This is a genomic window from Microbacterium sp. (assembly GCF_039812165.1).
In the GTDB taxonomy this organism is placed as follows: Bacteria; Actinomycetota; Actinomycetes; order Actinomycetales; family Microbacteriaceae; genus Microbacterium.
This window is the reverse complement of record NZ_JBDIAB010000008.1, coordinates 25,459-38,620: the sequence shown is the minus strand read 5'-3', so window position 1 is coordinate 38,620 and position 13,162 is coordinate 25,459. Positions and strand designations below refer to the sequence as shown.

The 13,162-nt window shown below is 71.5% G+C and carries 16 protein-coding genes; 12 read left to right on the top strand and 4 right to left on the bottom strand.

The features are described from left to right. Together lipA and lipB are read right to left on the bottom strand one after the other, a co-directional pair. Positions 1–989, bottom strand: a 989-nt coding sequence (gene lipA, locus WML84_RS01850) for a lipoyl synthase (protein ID WP_347344459.1), incomplete at its 3' end; no start/stop codon positions are given. Then, positions 986–1,624: a lipoyl(octanoyl) transferase LipB gene (gene lipB / locus WML84_RS01845; RefSeq protein WP_347344458.1), complete on the bottom strand. Its 639-nt coding sequence runs from the start codon at positions 1,622–1,624 to the stop codon at positions 986–988. The genes lipA and lipB, both read right to left, overlap by 4 nt. 103 nt (positions 1,625–1,727) lie before the next feature. On the opposite strand from lipB, the gene WML84_RS01840 reads away from it, so the two are divergent. Beyond that, complete coding sequence (locus tag WML84_RS01840; RefSeq protein WP_347344457.1) at positions 1,728–2,285, top strand: helix-turn-helix domain-containing protein; 558 nt, start codon at positions 1,728–1,730, stop codon at positions 2,283–2,285. 104 nt (positions 2,286–2,389) lie between these two features. Continuing rightward, a complete protein-coding gene (gene ffh / locus WML84_RS01835) occupies positions 2,390–3,943 on the top strand; it encodes a signal recognition particle protein (RefSeq protein ID WP_347344456.1) in 1,554 nt (517 codons plus the stop codon). A 177-nt stretch (positions 3,944–4,120) separates the two neighbouring features. On the opposite strand, the gene WML84_RS01830 is transcribed toward ffh, so the two are convergent. After that, positions 4,121–5,281 (bottom strand): glutamate--cysteine ligase, encoded by a 1,161-nt coding sequence (locus WML84_RS01830; protein WP_347344455.1) that lies wholly within the window; start codon positions 5,279–5,281, stop codon positions 4,121–4,123. A gap of 269 nt (positions 5,282–5,550) precedes the next feature. Between WML84_RS01830 and rpsP the strand changes: the two genes are divergently transcribed. The 5 genes from rpsP to pyk all read left to right on the top strand — a co-directional run bounded on the left by rpsP (position 5,551) and on the right by pyk (position 9,164). Then, a complete protein-coding gene (gene rpsP / locus WML84_RS01825) occupies positions 5,551–5,958 on the top strand; it encodes a 30S ribosomal protein S16 (protein ID WP_347344454.1) in 408 nt (135 codons plus the stop codon). A 4-nt stretch (positions 5,959–5,962) separates the two neighbouring features. After that, positions 5,963–6,193: an RNA-binding protein gene (locus WML84_RS01820; protein WP_347344453.1), complete on the top strand. Its 231-nt coding sequence runs from the start codon at positions 5,963–5,965 to the stop codon at positions 6,191–6,193. A gap of 1 nt (position 6,194) precedes the next feature. Beyond that, on the top strand, positions 6,195–6,842 hold the full coding sequence (gene rimM, locus WML84_RS01815; protein WP_347344452.1) for a ribosome maturation factor RimM: 648 nt from the start codon (positions 6,195–6,197) through the stop codon (positions 6,840–6,842). A 1-nt stretch (position 6,843) separates the two neighbouring features. Then, complete coding sequence (trmD, locus tag WML84_RS01810) at positions 6,844–7,551, top strand: tRNA (guanosine(37)-N1)-methyltransferase TrmD (RefSeq protein ID WP_347344451.1); 708 nt, start codon at positions 6,844–6,846, stop codon at positions 7,549–7,551. A gap of 191 nt (positions 7,552–7,742) precedes the next feature. After that, positions 7,743–9,164 carry a pyruvate kinase gene (pyk, locus tag WML84_RS01805; RefSeq protein WP_347344450.1) on the top strand — a complete coding sequence of 474 codons (1,422 nt, stop codon included), beginning with the start codon at positions 7,743–7,745 and terminating at the stop codon, positions 9,162–9,164. A gap of 36 nt (positions 9,165–9,200) precedes the next feature. Here the strand turns inward: pyk and map are convergent, their stop codons facing one another. Beyond that, positions 9,201–9,983, bottom strand: coding sequence for a type I methionyl aminopeptidase (map, locus tag WML84_RS01800; RefSeq protein WP_347344449.1), 783 nt, complete (start codon positions 9,981–9,983; stop codon positions 9,201–9,203). Between the two features lie 54 nt (positions 9,984–10,037). Here map and WML84_RS01795 point away from each other — a divergent pair, with 54 nt between their 5' ends. From WML84_RS01795 to WML84_RS01775, 5 genes are all read left to right on the top strand, one after another. Beyond that, on the top strand, positions 10,038–10,544 hold the full coding sequence (locus WML84_RS01795) for an MFS transporter permease (protein WP_347344448.1): 507 nt from the start codon (positions 10,038–10,040) through the stop codon (positions 10,542–10,544). Positions 10,545–10,716: 172 nt separating this feature from the next. Next, positions 10,717–11,058, top strand: a complete 342-nt coding sequence (gene rplS / locus WML84_RS01790) for a 50S ribosomal protein L19 (protein WP_347344447.1) — start codon at positions 10,717–10,719, stop codon at positions 11,056–11,058. Positions 11,059–11,309: 251 nt separating this feature from the next. Beyond that, on the top strand, positions 11,310–12,059 hold the full coding sequence (gene lepB, locus WML84_RS01785) for a signal peptidase I (protein WP_347344446.1): 750 nt from the start codon (positions 11,310–11,312) through the stop codon (positions 12,057–12,059). After that, entirely contained in the window at positions 12,056–12,712 is a 657-nt protein-coding gene (locus WML84_RS01780; protein ID WP_347344445.1) for a ribonuclease HII, read from the top strand. The genes lepB and WML84_RS01780 overlap by 4 nt, the downstream gene beginning before the upstream one ends. A gap of 118 nt (positions 12,713–12,830) precedes the next feature. Further along, on the top strand, positions 12,831–13,154 hold the full coding sequence (locus WML84_RS01775; protein WP_347344444.1) for a DUF2469 family protein: 324 nt from the start codon (positions 12,831–12,833) through the stop codon (positions 13,152–13,154). Positions 13,155–13,162 lie beyond the last annotated feature (8 nt).

Sequence of the window (13,162 nt, the reverse complement as noted above, 5' to 3'; positions counted from 1 at the left end):
TCGGCGAGGTGGCCGAGCTCGTCGGGGATCCGACGGCCCTTCGAGACCATCGACTGCGCCCACAGGCGCCCCGCGCGGTACGACGAGCGCACCAGGGGACCGGCCAGCACGCCGAGGAAGCCGATGCGCTCGGCCTCCTCCTTGAACTCCATGAACTCCTGCGGCTTGACCCAGCGCGCCACCGGCAGGTGCCGCGGCGTGGGACGCAGGTACTGGGTGATGGTGACGATGTCGGTGCCCGCGTCGTGCAGGTCCTGGAGCGCCTGCACGACCTCCTCGGGCTCCTCGCCCATGCCGAGGATGAGGTTGGACTTCGTGATCAGGCCGGCGGCGCGGGCCTGCGTCAGCACGTCGAGCGAGCGCTCGTAGCGGAACGCCGGACGGATCCGCTTGAAGATGCGCGGCACCGTCTCGACGTTGTGGGCGAAGACCTCGGGGCGCGCGTCGAAGACCTCGCCGAGCAGGTCGGGCCGGCCGTTGAAGTCGGTCGCGAGGAGCTCCACGCCCGTGCCCGGGTTGACCGCGTGGATCTGCCGCACGGTCTCGGCGTTGAGCCACGAGCCCCCGTCGGGCAGGTCGTCGCGGGCCACGCACGTGACGGTCGCGTAGCGCAGCTGCATCCGCTGCACGCTCTCGGCGACGCGGCGCGGCTCGTCGGTGTCGTATTCGGCCGGCTTGCCGGTGTCGATCTGGCAGAAGTCGCAGCGCCTCGTGCACTGCGAGCCGCCGATGAGGAACGTGGCCTCGCGGTCCTCCCAGCACTCGTAGATGTTGGGGCAGCCGGCCTCCTGGCACACGGTGTGCAGGCCCTCGCCCTTCACGAGCGACTGCAGGGCCTGGTACTCGGGCCCCATCTTCGCCTTCGTCTTGATCCACTCCGGCTTGCGCTCGATCGGGGTCTGCGCGTTGCGCACCTCCAGGCGCAGCAGCTTGCGTCCCTCCGGCACCGTGTTGCCGCCCGCGGCGGCCCCGCTCCCGCACGCGCTCATCGCAGCACCGTCGCATACGCGTCGGAGAAGACGGATGCCACCGTGTCGAGCACGTCGGCGGGCGAGACGTCGGCGCCCACGACCTCGCTCAGGGTCGTGACCCCGGCGTCCGAGATGCCGCACGGCACGATCTCGCCGAACGGCGCGAGCGAGTTGTCGCAGTTGAGCGCGAAGCCGTGCATCGTGACGCCGCGCTGGACGCGCACGCCGATCGCCGCGACCTTGTCCTCGGACAGCGGCCGGCGCACCCACACGCCGCTGCGTCCGTCGACGCGGTGCCCGACCACGTCGTAGGCGTCGAGCACCTCGATGAGGAGCTCCTCGATGCGGCGCACGTGGGCGACGACGTCGATCGGGTCGGGGAGGCGCACGATGGGGTAGCCGACGAGCTGACCCGGGCCGTGCCACGTGATCTTGCCGCCGCGGTCGACGTCGACCACCGGCGTGCCGTCGACCGGGCGCTCGTGGCGCGCCGTGCGTGCGCCGGCCGTGTAGACGGGCTCGTGCTCCAGCAGCAGCAGGGTGTCGGGGCGGTCGCCGGCGACGACCTCGGCGTGGATGCGGCGCTGGAGCGCCCACCCGTCGAGGTAGGGGATGTAGTCGGGCGCGAGCCCCACGATCTGCACGTCGAGCATGCGGCTCCTCCACGGGTAGCGGCTGCGAAGTTGGACCGCGTCCAACAATACGCCCACCGCCGCGACCTGCGGCGCAGCGCGGCGGCGTCGTACGCTGGGGGGCATGGCGGCAGGTCAGAGCGGACGCCCGCGCGCCTCCTCGCGGGAGGTGCTCGCCGAGGCGGCGTGCGAGCTGTTCCTCGAGCGCAGCTTCGAGGCGACGACGGTCGCCGACATCACGACGCGCGCCGGGGTGAGCCGGTCGAGCTTCTTCAACTACTTCGCCTCCAAGAGCGACATCCTGTGGGCCGCGCTCGACGAGCGGCTCGAGGCCGCCGCGCGCTCACTGGCCCGGCCGGGCGCCCCCGTGCGCGAGATCCTCGCCGGCATCACCGCCGGGCTCACTCCCGACAGCCTCGCCCTCGCGATCGCGAACGCCGACGTCATGGGCGTCGGCGACGAGCTCGAGCGCGAGCGCGCGATCCGGCAGGCGCAGCTCGCCCGCGCCGTCGCGGAACGGTCGCGCGAGGGCACGACGCGACTGCGCGCCGAGGTGGTCGGGGCCGCGGCGGCCGGCGCGGTGCTCGCGGCGGTGTGGCAGTGGGCGGATGCCGGGGCCGGCCGCGCCGCCTTGAGCGCGCTGGTCGACGAGGCCCTCGACCAGGCGCTCGGGCCCGCCTGAGCGCACCACCGGCGCGGCGCGCACGCGCGGCGGTGTCGAGGTGCTGACCGAACCGTGACGGGCGCACCGGGTCGAGGCATCCGCTCGCGTAAACTCGACCCATCATGGCTACCTTCGGCACCCTCTCCGATCGGCTCACCGAGACCTTCCGCAACCTCCGCACGAAGGGCCGGCTGACGCCCGCCGACGTCGACGGCACGGTGCGCGAGATCCGACGGGCCCTGCTCGACGCCGACGTCGCGCTCGTCGTCGTCAAGGAGTTCACCTCGAAGGTGCGCGAGCGCGCCCTCGGCGACGAGGTGAACCGGGCGCTCAACCCCGCGCAGCAGGTCGTGCAGATCGTCAACGAGGAGCTCATCGCGATCCTCGGCGGCGAGCAGCGCCGCCTGCAGTTCGCGAAGACCCCGCCGACCGTGATCATGCTCGCGGGCCTGCAGGGCTCGGGCAAGACGACGTTCGCGGGCAAGCTCGCCAAGCAGCTCGAGAAGGAGGGCCACACGCCGCTCCTCGTGGCCGCCGACCTGCAGCGCCCCAACGCGGTGAACCAGCTCCAGGTCGTCGCGCAGCAGGCCGGCGCCGCGGTCTACGCCCCCGAGCCGGGCAACGGCGTGGGCGACCCCGTGCGCGTCGCGCGCGACGGCGTCGAGGTCGCACGCCGCCAGCAGCACGACATCGTCATCATCGACACCGCGGGCCGCCTCGGCGTCGACGCCGAGCTCATGCGGCAGGCCGCGAACATCCGTCGCGCCACGGACCCCGACGAGGTGCTGTTCGTCATCGACGCGATGATCGGACAGGATGCCGTCAACACGGCCAAGGCGTTCCAGGAGGGCGTCGACTTCACCGGCGTCGTGCTGTCGAAGCTCGACGGCGACGCGCGCGGCGGCGCGGCGCTGTCGGTGGCGTCGGTCACCGGGCGCCCGATCATCTACGCGTCGACGGGCGAGACCCTCGACGACCTCGAGCCGTTCCACCCCGACCGCATGGCGTCGCGCATCCTCGACCTCGGCGACGTCCTCACCCTCATCGAGCAGGCCCAGGCCGCCTTCGACGAGGAGGAGGCGCTCAAGGTCGCCGAGAAGCTCGCCAAGGAGCAGTTCACGCTCGAGGACTTCCTCGAGCAGATGCAGCAGATGCGCAAGATGGGCTCGATGAAGAAGATGCTCGGGATGCTCCCGGGCATGGGCCAGATGAAGCAGCAGCTGGAGAACTTCGACGAGCGCGAGATCGATCGCACCGAGGCGATCATCCGCTCGATGACCCCCGCCGAGCGGCGCAACACCAAGCTCCTGAACGGCTCGCGCCGCCTGCGCATCGCGCGCGGCTCGGGCATGACCGTGACCGACGTCAACCAGCTCGTGCAGCGCTTCGAGCAGGCCGCGAAGATGATGAAGACCGTGGCGCGCGGCGGAGTGCCGAACGTGCCCGGCATGGGCTCGATGGGCCGTCCGGGCGCGTCGAGCAAGCGCGGCAAGCAGCAGAAGGCGCGCTCGGGCTCGCGGTCGGGCAACCCGGCCAAGCGCGCGGCCGAGAACGCCGGCATCACGGCGCAGGCGGCCGAGGCGCCGACCGGGTCGGGCTTCGGCCTGGGCGCCGGCGCGCCGAAGCCGAGCGAGGCCGAGCTCGCCGAGATCCAGAAGCTCTTCGGCAAGGGCTGACCCGCGGCATCCACCGCTCGCCCGCGCGCTGCCCGCGCGCTGCGCGCTCGCCTGAACGAGATCAGGAGATCTGGCGGACGCAGGAAGAGGCGGCGCCGATCATCCTGTTCTGGTCAGATCTCCTGATCTGACCAACGTGAGCATGCACGCGAAGGCGGCGGATGCCGGGGCCGCTGCTCAGCGGTCGAGGCTGGCGAGGTGGTCGCGGAGCGTGGGGCCCGCGCGGAACTCGCGGATCAGGTGGTGCACGACCTCGCGCAGGTCGCCGTCGGCCGACTCGGCGACGCGCAGCTGACGGGTCGAGCTGTTGCCCTCCGACAGGATGGCCTCGAGTCCGGCGAACTCGCGCGGGCAGTGCAGATCGGCGGCGATCGGCGCCAGCCGCGCCATGGTCTCGCGCAGGTGGTCGACGACGGGCCGCTGCGTGCCGCGGCTGTCGACGATGACCTCGGCATCGAGACCGTACCGGGCCGCGCGCCACTTGTTCTCGCGCACGAACCACGGCTGGATCGTCGGGAGGTCCCGCCCCTCGTCGAGCTCGCGCGAGAAGTGCTCCACGAGCACCTGCACGAGCGCGGCGACCGCGGCGAGCTCGGGAAGGGTGGACATGCCGTCGCACGCGCGCACCTCGATCGTGCCCCAGCGGGGGGCCGGGCGGATGTCCCAGCGCACCTCGGTGGCGTCGGCCATCACGCCGGTGCCGATCATGTCGTCGAGGTAGGCGTCGAACTGCGCCCAGTTCTCGAGCGGCCAGGGCAGGCCCGCCGTCGGCAGCTGCTGGAAGACGAGCGCGCGGTTCGAGGCGTAGCCGGTGCGCTCGCCGGCCCAGAACGGGCTCGACGCCGACAGGGCCTGCAGATGCGGCAGATAGACCGACAGCGCGCCGATGATCGGGAACACCTTGCGGACGTCCTCGACGCCGACGTGCACGTGGATGCCCCAGATCATCATGTTGCGCCCCCACCACTGGGTGCGCTCGATGAGGTGGTGGTACCGGGTCTTGTCGGTGACCTTCTGGTCGTACCACTGCGCGAACGGGTGGCTCCCGGCGCACAGCAGCTCGATCTCGAGCGGGTCGGTGACGGTGCGCACGGCGCCGATCGCGTCGACGATGTCGTCGACGGCCAGCGCGATGGTGCTGCCGACCCCGCTGGTGACCTCCACCGTGTTGGTCAGCAGCTCGCCGGTGACGGTGAAGCGCGCGTCCGCGGTCTCCTCCTCGAGGGCCGAGACCACCTCCGGCGCGCGCGGCACGAGGTCGCCGCTCTCGCCGTCGGCGAGCATGAGCTCCCACTCCAGTCCCACCGATGAACGGGGGGATGCCGCGAAGTCGACCATCCATGTGCCTTCCGGGTTCGCTGTGCCTGCGCGCCATCCTGCCACGCCGGACGGCCCGCGAGCAGGAGGAGAGGACGTCCGCCGTCACGCGGCGTCCGACACTCCGGAGGCGATGGTTCGCGGCATCCGCCGCCATCTGGCAAAATAGACGGTTGGACCGCCGACCCGACCCTCTATCCGGTCGCCGCGTCCGACTCAGAGCTTCCGCCGGGTGTGCACCCCACGCTCCAGGCGACGTTCATCACCTCACAACACCACTCAGGAGAATTGTGGCTGTCAAGATCCGTCTGAAGCGCCTCGGCAAGATCCGTGCGCCGTACTACCGCATCGTCGTCGCCGACTCGCGCACCAAGCGCGACGGTCGCGTCATCGAGGAGATCGGCAAGTACCACCCGACCGAGGAGCCCTCGTTCATCGAGGTCGACTCGGAGCGCGCGCAGTACTGGCTGGGCGTGGGCGCGCAGCCGACCGAGCAGGTCGCCGCCATCCTCAAGCTGACCGGCGACTGGGGCCGCTTCAAGGGCGACAAGGACGCCGTCTCGACGGTCCGCACCGCCGAGGCCAAGGCCGAGTTCGCCGTCGACGCCTCGAAGTCGTCGGTCGTCAAGCCGCGCGAGGAGCGCAAGCCCGCCGAGCAGCCGGTCGATGAGTCGGCCGACGCGACCGAGGCAGAGTAGTCCGTTGCTGGCCACCGCGCTCGAGTACGTCGTCAAGGGGATCGTCGATCACCCCGAGGACGTCACGATCCGTTCCGCGACGTCGCCGCGCGGCGACGTCCTGGAGGTCCGCGTGCACCCCGACGACCGGGGACGCGTGATCGGGCGCGGCGGCCGCACGGCGAAAGCGCTGCGCACGGTCGTGGCGGCGCTCGCCGACGGCCGGCGGGTCCGCGTCGACGTCGCGGACGACTGACGTGGGCACTGCCAAGCCGGCTCGCACCCAGTTGCGCGTCGGCCGTCTCGTCAAGGCGCACGGGCTCAAGGGCGCCCTCAAGCTGGAGCTCTACACCGATGAGCCCGACCAGCGCTTCGTGCCGGGCGCCGTGTTCGCGCTGCAGGTGCCGGAGTCCTCGCCCTGGCACGGCAAGACCGCGACCGTGCGCGAGTTCCGCTGGATGAACTCGCATCCGGTCGTCTTCCTCGAGGGCGTCGACGATCGCACCGCCGCCGAGACGATCGTGCGCGCGATCCTGTGGATCGACCAGGACGCCGTCGAGTCCCCGGCCGAGGACGACGCCTGGTACGACCACCAGCTCGTGGGGCTGGACGTCGTGCGCGACGGCGAGACGGTCGGGCGCGTCGTGCGCGTCGACCACCTGCCCGCGCAGGACCTGCTGATCGTGCGCCCGCTCGGCGACGAGGACCGCGAGATCCTGGTGCCGTTCGTGAAGGCGATCGTGCCCGAGGTCGACATCGCCGCGCGGCACGTGGTCGTGACCCCGCCCGAGGGGCTGTTCGAGGAGCTTCCCGCCGACGCCGACGAGCCCGAGGGCCGCGGCGACGAGCCCGCGGAGCACGCCGAGCAGGCGGACGCGGCCGAAGACGGCACCGAGACGGACTGACGTGCGCATCGACGTCGTCACGATCTTCCCCGGATTCTTCGACGTCCTGGAGGTCTCGCTGCTCGGCAGGGCGCGCAACGCCGGGCTGCTCGACATCCGGGTGCACGACCTGCGCGATCACACCCATGATCGCCACCGCACCGTGGACGACACCCCCTACGGCGGCGGCGCCGGCATGGTCATGAAGCCCGAGCCGTGGGGCGAGGCGCTCGACGCGATCGCGGCGGATGCCGTCGCGCCCGGCGACCCGGCATCCCGCCCCGTCATCGTGTTCCCCTCGCCGGCCGGCACGCCGTTCACCCAGGCGATGGCGCGCGAGCTCGCCACGGCGCCGCACCTCGTGTTCGGGTGCGGACGCTACGAGGGCATCGACGAGCGCGTCTTCTCGTACGCCGAGACGCTCGGCGACGTGCGTCTCATCAGCCTCGGCGACTATGTGCTCAACGGCGGCGAGGTCGCCGCGATGGCGATGATCGAGGCGATCGGCCGGCTCGTGCCGGGCGTCGTCGGCAATCCGGAGAGCCTCGTCGAGGAGTCGCACGAGGAGGGGCTGCTGGAGTACCCGTCGTACACGAAGCCGTCGACCTGGCGTGGCCGCGACGTGCCGGAGGTGCTGCTGAGCGGACACCACGGCCGTGTCGCGCAGTGGCGCCACGACCAGCAGGTCGCCCGCACGCGCGAGCGCCGTCCGGATCTGCTCGCGGACTGACGCGTCCCCGGCCCCGCGGCCTCGGCACGCTCGGGCGACGCGGGTTCTCGCCGTTCCGCGGAGACGATCGCCGAACCCGCCGGAGACGATTGCTGCACTCGGTGGAAAAAGCGCACGAGCGGCCCGCCGTCGATGGCAGACTGGGGCGCGGGTGCCGTCGCACACGCGCGGTCCCGGGAAGGGCAGCACACATGCGTCGTGCCAAGATCGTCGCGACCCTCGGTCCCGCGACCTCCGACTACGAGACCGTCGAGTCGCTCGTCCGCGCGGGGCTCGACGTCGCGCGGCTGAACCTCAGCCACGGCGACCACGCCACCCACGAGCGCAACTTCGAGTACGTGCGGAGGGCCAGCGAGGCCACCGGGCGCCCCGTCGGCATCCTCGCCGACCTGCAGGGCCCGAAGATCCGCCTCGGCAAGTTCGCCGACGGCCCGCACGTGCTCGAGCCCGGCGACGAGTTCACGATCACCGCCGAGAACGTCCCGGGCACCAAGGAGATCGTGGGGACGACGTTCCCGCAGCTCGCCGCCGACGTGAAGCCGGGCGACACGATCCTCATCGACGACGGCAAGCTGCGGCTGACCGTCGTCGAGACCGACGGCGTGCGCGTGCGCACCGAGGTCGTCGTGGGCGGCCCCGTCTCCGACAGCAAGGGCCTCAACCTGCCCGGTGTCGCCCTGCGCGCGTCCGCGCTCAGCGACAAGGACGAGGAGGACCTGCGCTGGGCGCTCCGCCTCGGCGTCGACATGATCGCGCTCTCGTTCGTGCGCAGTCCCAAGGACGCCCTCCGCGTGCACGTGGTCATGGCCGAGGAGGGCCGCCAGGTGCCGATCATCGCCAAGATCGAGAAGCCCGAGGCGGTGGACCACCTGCAGGAGATCATCGACGCCTTCGACGGCGTCATGGTCGCCCGCGGCGACCTCGGCGTCGAGCTGCCGCTGGAGTCGGTGCCGATCGTGCAGAAGCGCGCGGTCGAGCTCGCGCGCCGGTGGGCGAAGCCCGTGATCGTGGCGACCCAGATGCTCGAGTCGATGATCGTCAACCCGGTGCCGACGCGCGCCGAGACCTCCGACGTCGCCAACGCGGTCGTCGACGGGGCGGATGCCGTGATGCTCTCCGGCGAGACGAGCGTCGGCGCCCACCCGGTGACCGTCGTGGAGACGATGGCGCGCATCATCGCGTCGACCGAGGAGCACGGGCTGGACCGCATCCCGCCCCTCGGGACGAAGCCGCGCACGCAGGGCGGCGCCCTCACGCTCGTCGCGCTCGAGATCGCCGAGTTCGTCGAAGCGAAGTACGTGTGCGTGTTCAGCCACTCGGGCGACTCCGCCCGCCGGCTGTCGCGCCTGCGGCCCGGCATCCCGATCCTCGCGTTCTCGGACGCGGTGCGCACGCGCGCGCAGCTGAGCGTCCTGTGGGGCGTGCAGCCCTATCAGGTGCGCCGCGCGGTCAGCACCGACGAGCTCATGGTCGTGCTCGACGAGACCTTGCGCGCGAACGCGCTCGCGAAGGACGGCGACCGGGTCGTGGTCATCGCCGGCGCCCCTCCGGGGTACTTCGGGTCGACCAACAACGTGCGGATCCACACGGTCGGCGCGCTCGACGGCGCATAGGTCGCCGGCTCGCGGCGCGATCGGGCCGAGACGGGCTCAGTCCACGCCGAGGAACGAGCGGTCGGTCAGCACGAGCGGCCCGTCCGCGGTGATCGCGACGGTGTGCTCGAAGTGCGCGCCGCGCGAGCCGTCGACGCTGCGCAGCGTCCAGCCGTCGGCATCCGTGCGCAGCTCGTCGGTCGTCGCGAGGAACCAGGGCTCGAGCGCGATCACGAGCCCCTCGCGCAACGGATAGCCGCGACCGGGCTTGCCGTCGTTGGGCACGTGCGGATCGCCGTGCATGACGCGTCCGACGCCGTGTCCGCCGAAGTCGGTGTTGATCGAGTAGCCGCCGGCATGGGCGACGGTGGCGATCGCGTGCGAGATGTCTCCGATGCGGTGCCCGACCGTCGCCGCGTCGATCGCGGCGTCGAGCGCGCGCCGCGTCGTGTCCATGAGGGCGAGATCCTCGTCGCGGGGCGTGCCGACGACGAACGAGACGGCGGAGTCGGCCACCCAGCCGTCGATCGAGACCGCGAAGTCGAGCGAGACGAGGTCCCCGTCGCGCAGCGCGTAGTCGTGGGGGAGGCCGTGCAGGACGGCGTCGTTGACCGACGTGCAGATGACCTTGCCGAACGGGCTGGCGCCGAACGACGGATGGTAGTCGATGTAGCACGACTGGGCGCCGGCGCGGCGGATGAGCTCGTGCGCGCGCCGGTCGATCGCGAGCAGATTGGTGCCGACCCGCGTCTCGTCCCGGAGCGTGGCGAGCACCTCCGCCACGAAGCGGCCGGCCGGTCGCATCGCCTCGATCTCGGCCGGAGTGCGCAGCTCGATCATCCGGGTTCCCTTCTGTCGCAGTCCATCTTGCCCGACAGGCGTAGCATCTCATTCATGTGGCTGCGTCGCGCGTACTTCGTCTGGCTCCTGCCGGCGGCGTTCCTGCTGCCGCTGTGGCTCCTCGTCGGCTGGGGGATCTTCCACGCCGGAGGCTGGGCGTTCCTCGGCGTCCTGCTCGTCGCGATGCCGGCGGTGTTCGTCGGGCAGCTCGTCCTGACCTTCCTCGTGCGCGCGCGCGGCACCGTGCGCCACTCGCGCGCGGTCTCGTGGTGGGACATCCTCGGCTTCACCGTGTGGCACGCGCTGACGATCGCCACCGGCTTCTACGGCCGGGAGTCGTTCTGGCCGCTGCTGCTCACCGCGGTCGTCGCCTTCCTGGCCCTCTTCTGGCTCTCGCTGTGGCAGCTGTTCCGCGAGGCGAAGCCGTCGGCCGTGATCCTGCGCACCTCCGGGGGCGTCGCCTACCGGCCGCCGGCGGCGGAGATGCCGGACGCGCCGGGTCGCAGCCGGATCCCGGACGTCGTGGTCATCTCCGAGAAGCCGACGCCGCCCGCGGAGTGACACGCGCCACCGCGGTTTGGCCGTCATCGGCATCCGTGGCAGAATGGACGCTTGTGCCCGCACAGGCTCTGCCTCAGGGGAGCACGGCGCCGCCCAGCGGACGCCGGGGCACGACCTGAACCCTTTACACCCTCTCGCGATCGACCTGTGGCGGTCGCAGGAAGTGACGATCATGCAGATCCTCGACTCCGTCGACGCCGCCTCGCTGCGCGACGACATCCCCGACTTCGCCCCCGGCGACACCGTCAAGGTGCACGTCAACATCACGGAGGGCTCGCGCTCCCGCATCCAGATCTTCCAGGGCGTCGTCATCGGCCGCTCGGGCGACGGCGTGCGCGAGACGTTCACCGTCCGCAAGATCAGCTTCCAGGTCGGCGTGGAGCGCACCTTCCCGGTGCACAGCCCCGTCATCGACCACATCGAGGTCGTCACGCGCGGCGACGTGCGTCGCGCGAAGCTCTACTACCTGCGGAGCCTCCGCGGCAAGAAGGCCAAGATCAAGGAGAAGCGCTGACGCTTCTCGTCGGGATGCCTCGGAGCTCTGCTCCGGGGCATCCCGCGTTTTCGGGGTCTCATCCCGCGCCGCGCGCGTGAGTTCTCGTGCCGTGTGCGCGAGGCGGGGGCGCGGTCCCGGCGGGATGTGCGACCCTTGAACCGGCCGCCTTTCGTGGCGCGCCGGGGGACCGGTCTCGTCGCGCCGGGTGATCCCGGGCCGGACGGCCCGGCCGCATCGAGCCCCTCACCTGAGCCGAGCAAAGGACGCGTATGACCTCCGAGACGTCGGCGTCGCCCGTCGTGGACGGCGCGGGTCCGCGTCCCCGCCGGCGCAGGTTCTGGATGCTGGTGCGCGACGTCGTCGCGATCGTCGTCATCGCGGTGCTGCTGTCGCTCCTGGTCAAGACCTTCCTGGTGCGGTCGTTCTACATCCCCTCCGGGTCGATGGAGCAGACCCTGCAGATCAACGACCGCATCCTCGTCGACGAGCTGACCCCGCGCTTCGGCGGCTATGACCGCGGCGACGTCGTGGTCTTCCGCGATCCGGGCGGCTGGCTCCCGGTCATCACACAGCCCGCACGTCCGCCGCTGGAGGAGGCCCTGGACTGGGTGCTGTCGCTCGTCGGCATCTCGGCCCCCGACAGCAAGGACCACCTGATCAAGCGCATCGTCGGCGTCGCCGGCGACCACGTCGTGTGCTGCAACGCGCTCGGTCAGCTGAGCGTCAACGGACAGCCCATCGACGAGACCGCGTATCTGTCGCTCGAGCCCGGACAGTCCGCGCCGGACGAGGTCGCGTACGACGTCGTGGTGCCCGAGGGCTCGCTGTGGGTGCTCGGCGACAACCGCGACCACTCCCGCGACTCGCGCTACAACATGGAGCAGCCGTCCGGCGGCTTCGTCCCGATCGACAACGTCGTGGGCCGCGCGTTCCTCGTCACGTGGCCGCTGTCGCGCTTCGGGCTGATCGACTTCCACCACGAGGTCTTCGCCGGCGTCCCCGATCCGGTGTCGCCATGACCGTCGCGGTGCCTCGCCTGACCCTGGAGCGCCGGCTCCTGCGCGAGCACGCGCTCGTGATCGCGTGCGACGAGGTGGGCCGCGGCGCCCTCGCGGGGCCCGTCGCCGTCGGCGCCGCCGTCATCGACGCCCCCCGTGCCCGCAAGCGCGTGCCCGAGGGCCTGCGCGACTCCAAGCTCGTCGCGGAGCACCATCGTCCGGCCGTCGCCGACCGCGCCGCCCGGTGGGTGTCGGCGTCGGCGGTCGGCTGGGCCGAGTCGACCGAGATCGACGATGTCGGCATCATGCTGGCGCTCGGCCGCGCCGCCCTGCGCGCCATCGCCGGTCTGCGCGCGTTCGGCGTCATCCCCGACGAGGCGATCGTGATCCTCGACGGCAACTACGACTACATCTCGCCCGCCGGCGGCGCCTTCCTGGTGCGTCCGGTGATCAAGGCCGATCGCGACTGCGCGAGCGCGGCCGCGGCATCCGTCATCGCCAAGGTCGCCCGCGACGACGTCATGACGCGCCTGCACGACGACCACCCGGTGTACCAGTGGGCGCGCAACAAGGGCTACGCGAGCCCCGCGCACCGCGCCGCGATCCGCTCCCACGGTCTGAGCGCGCACCACCGCGCGTCATGGGCGATCGCCGACGCGCCCACGCTCTTCTAACCCCCGTCGTCGGGCCCGCGCGGCCGGCCCGGCGCCGTCCTGCCGCCGGTGCGTCTCGCGTCCCGGATCCGGTGGCCGCACACCCCGTGCGAACCCACCCAACTAAGATGGAACGATCATGGATGACGAGGTCTTCGAAGACTACGACCGCGAACTCGAGCTGGCTCTCTACAAGGAGTATCGGGACGTCGTCTCGCAGTTCACCTACGTGATCGAGACCGAGCGCCGCTTCTACCTGGCCAACGAGGTCAGCGTGGTGCGCCGCGACACCGAGCACGACTTCTACTTCGAGCTCACGATGAACGACGTGTGGGTGTGGGACATCTACCGCGCCGACCGCTTCGTCACCTCGGTGCGCGTGCTGACCTTCAAGGACGTCAACATCGAGGAGCTCCAGCGTCGCGACCTGCACCTGCCGGAGGAGCTCTCGCTCGACTCCTGAGACGTCCG

Excerpts from the sequence above, each read along its gene's own strand:
- WML84_RS01840 (WP_347344457.1), top strand. The coding sequence starts at position 1,728 with ATGGCGGCAGGTCAGAGCGGACGCCCGCGCGCCTCCTCGCGGGAGGTG.
- rplS (WP_347344447.1), top strand. The coding sequence starts at position 10,717 with ATGCAGATCCTCGACTCCGTCGACGCCGCCTCGCTGCGCGACGACATC.
- ffh (WP_347344456.1), top strand. The coding sequence starts at position 2,390 with ATGGCTACCTTCGGCACCCTCTCCGATCGGCTCACCGAGACCTTCCGC.
- lipB (WP_347344458.1), bottom strand. The coding sequence starts at position 1,624 with ATGCTCGACGTGCAGATCGTGGGGCTCGCGCCCGACTACATCCCCTAC.
- WML84_RS01775 (WP_347344444.1), top strand. The coding sequence starts at position 12,831 with ATGGATGACGAGGTCTTCGAAGACTACGACCGCGAACTCGAGCTGGCT.
- WML84_RS01795 (WP_347344448.1), top strand. The coding sequence starts at position 10,038 with ATGTGGCTGCGTCGCGCGTACTTCGTCTGGCTCCTGCCGGCGGCGTTC.
- WML84_RS01830 (WP_347344455.1), bottom strand. The coding sequence starts at position 5,281 with ATGGTCGACTTCGCGGCATCCCCCCGTTCATCGGTGGGACTGGAGTGG.
- WML84_RS01780 (WP_347344445.1), top strand. The coding sequence starts at position 12,056 with ATGACCGTCGCGGTGCCTCGCCTGACCCTGGAGCGCCGGCTCCTGCGC.
- lepB (WP_347344446.1), top strand. The coding sequence starts at position 11,310 with ATGACCTCCGAGACGTCGGCGTCGCCCGTCGTGGACGGCGCGGGTCCG.
- pyk (WP_347344450.1), top strand. The coding sequence starts at position 7,743 with ATGCGTCGTGCCAAGATCGTCGCGACCCTCGGTCCCGCGACCTCCGAC.
- map (WP_347344449.1), bottom strand. The coding sequence starts at position 9,983 with ATGATCGAGCTGCGCACTCCGGCCGAGATCGAGGCGATGCGACCGGCC.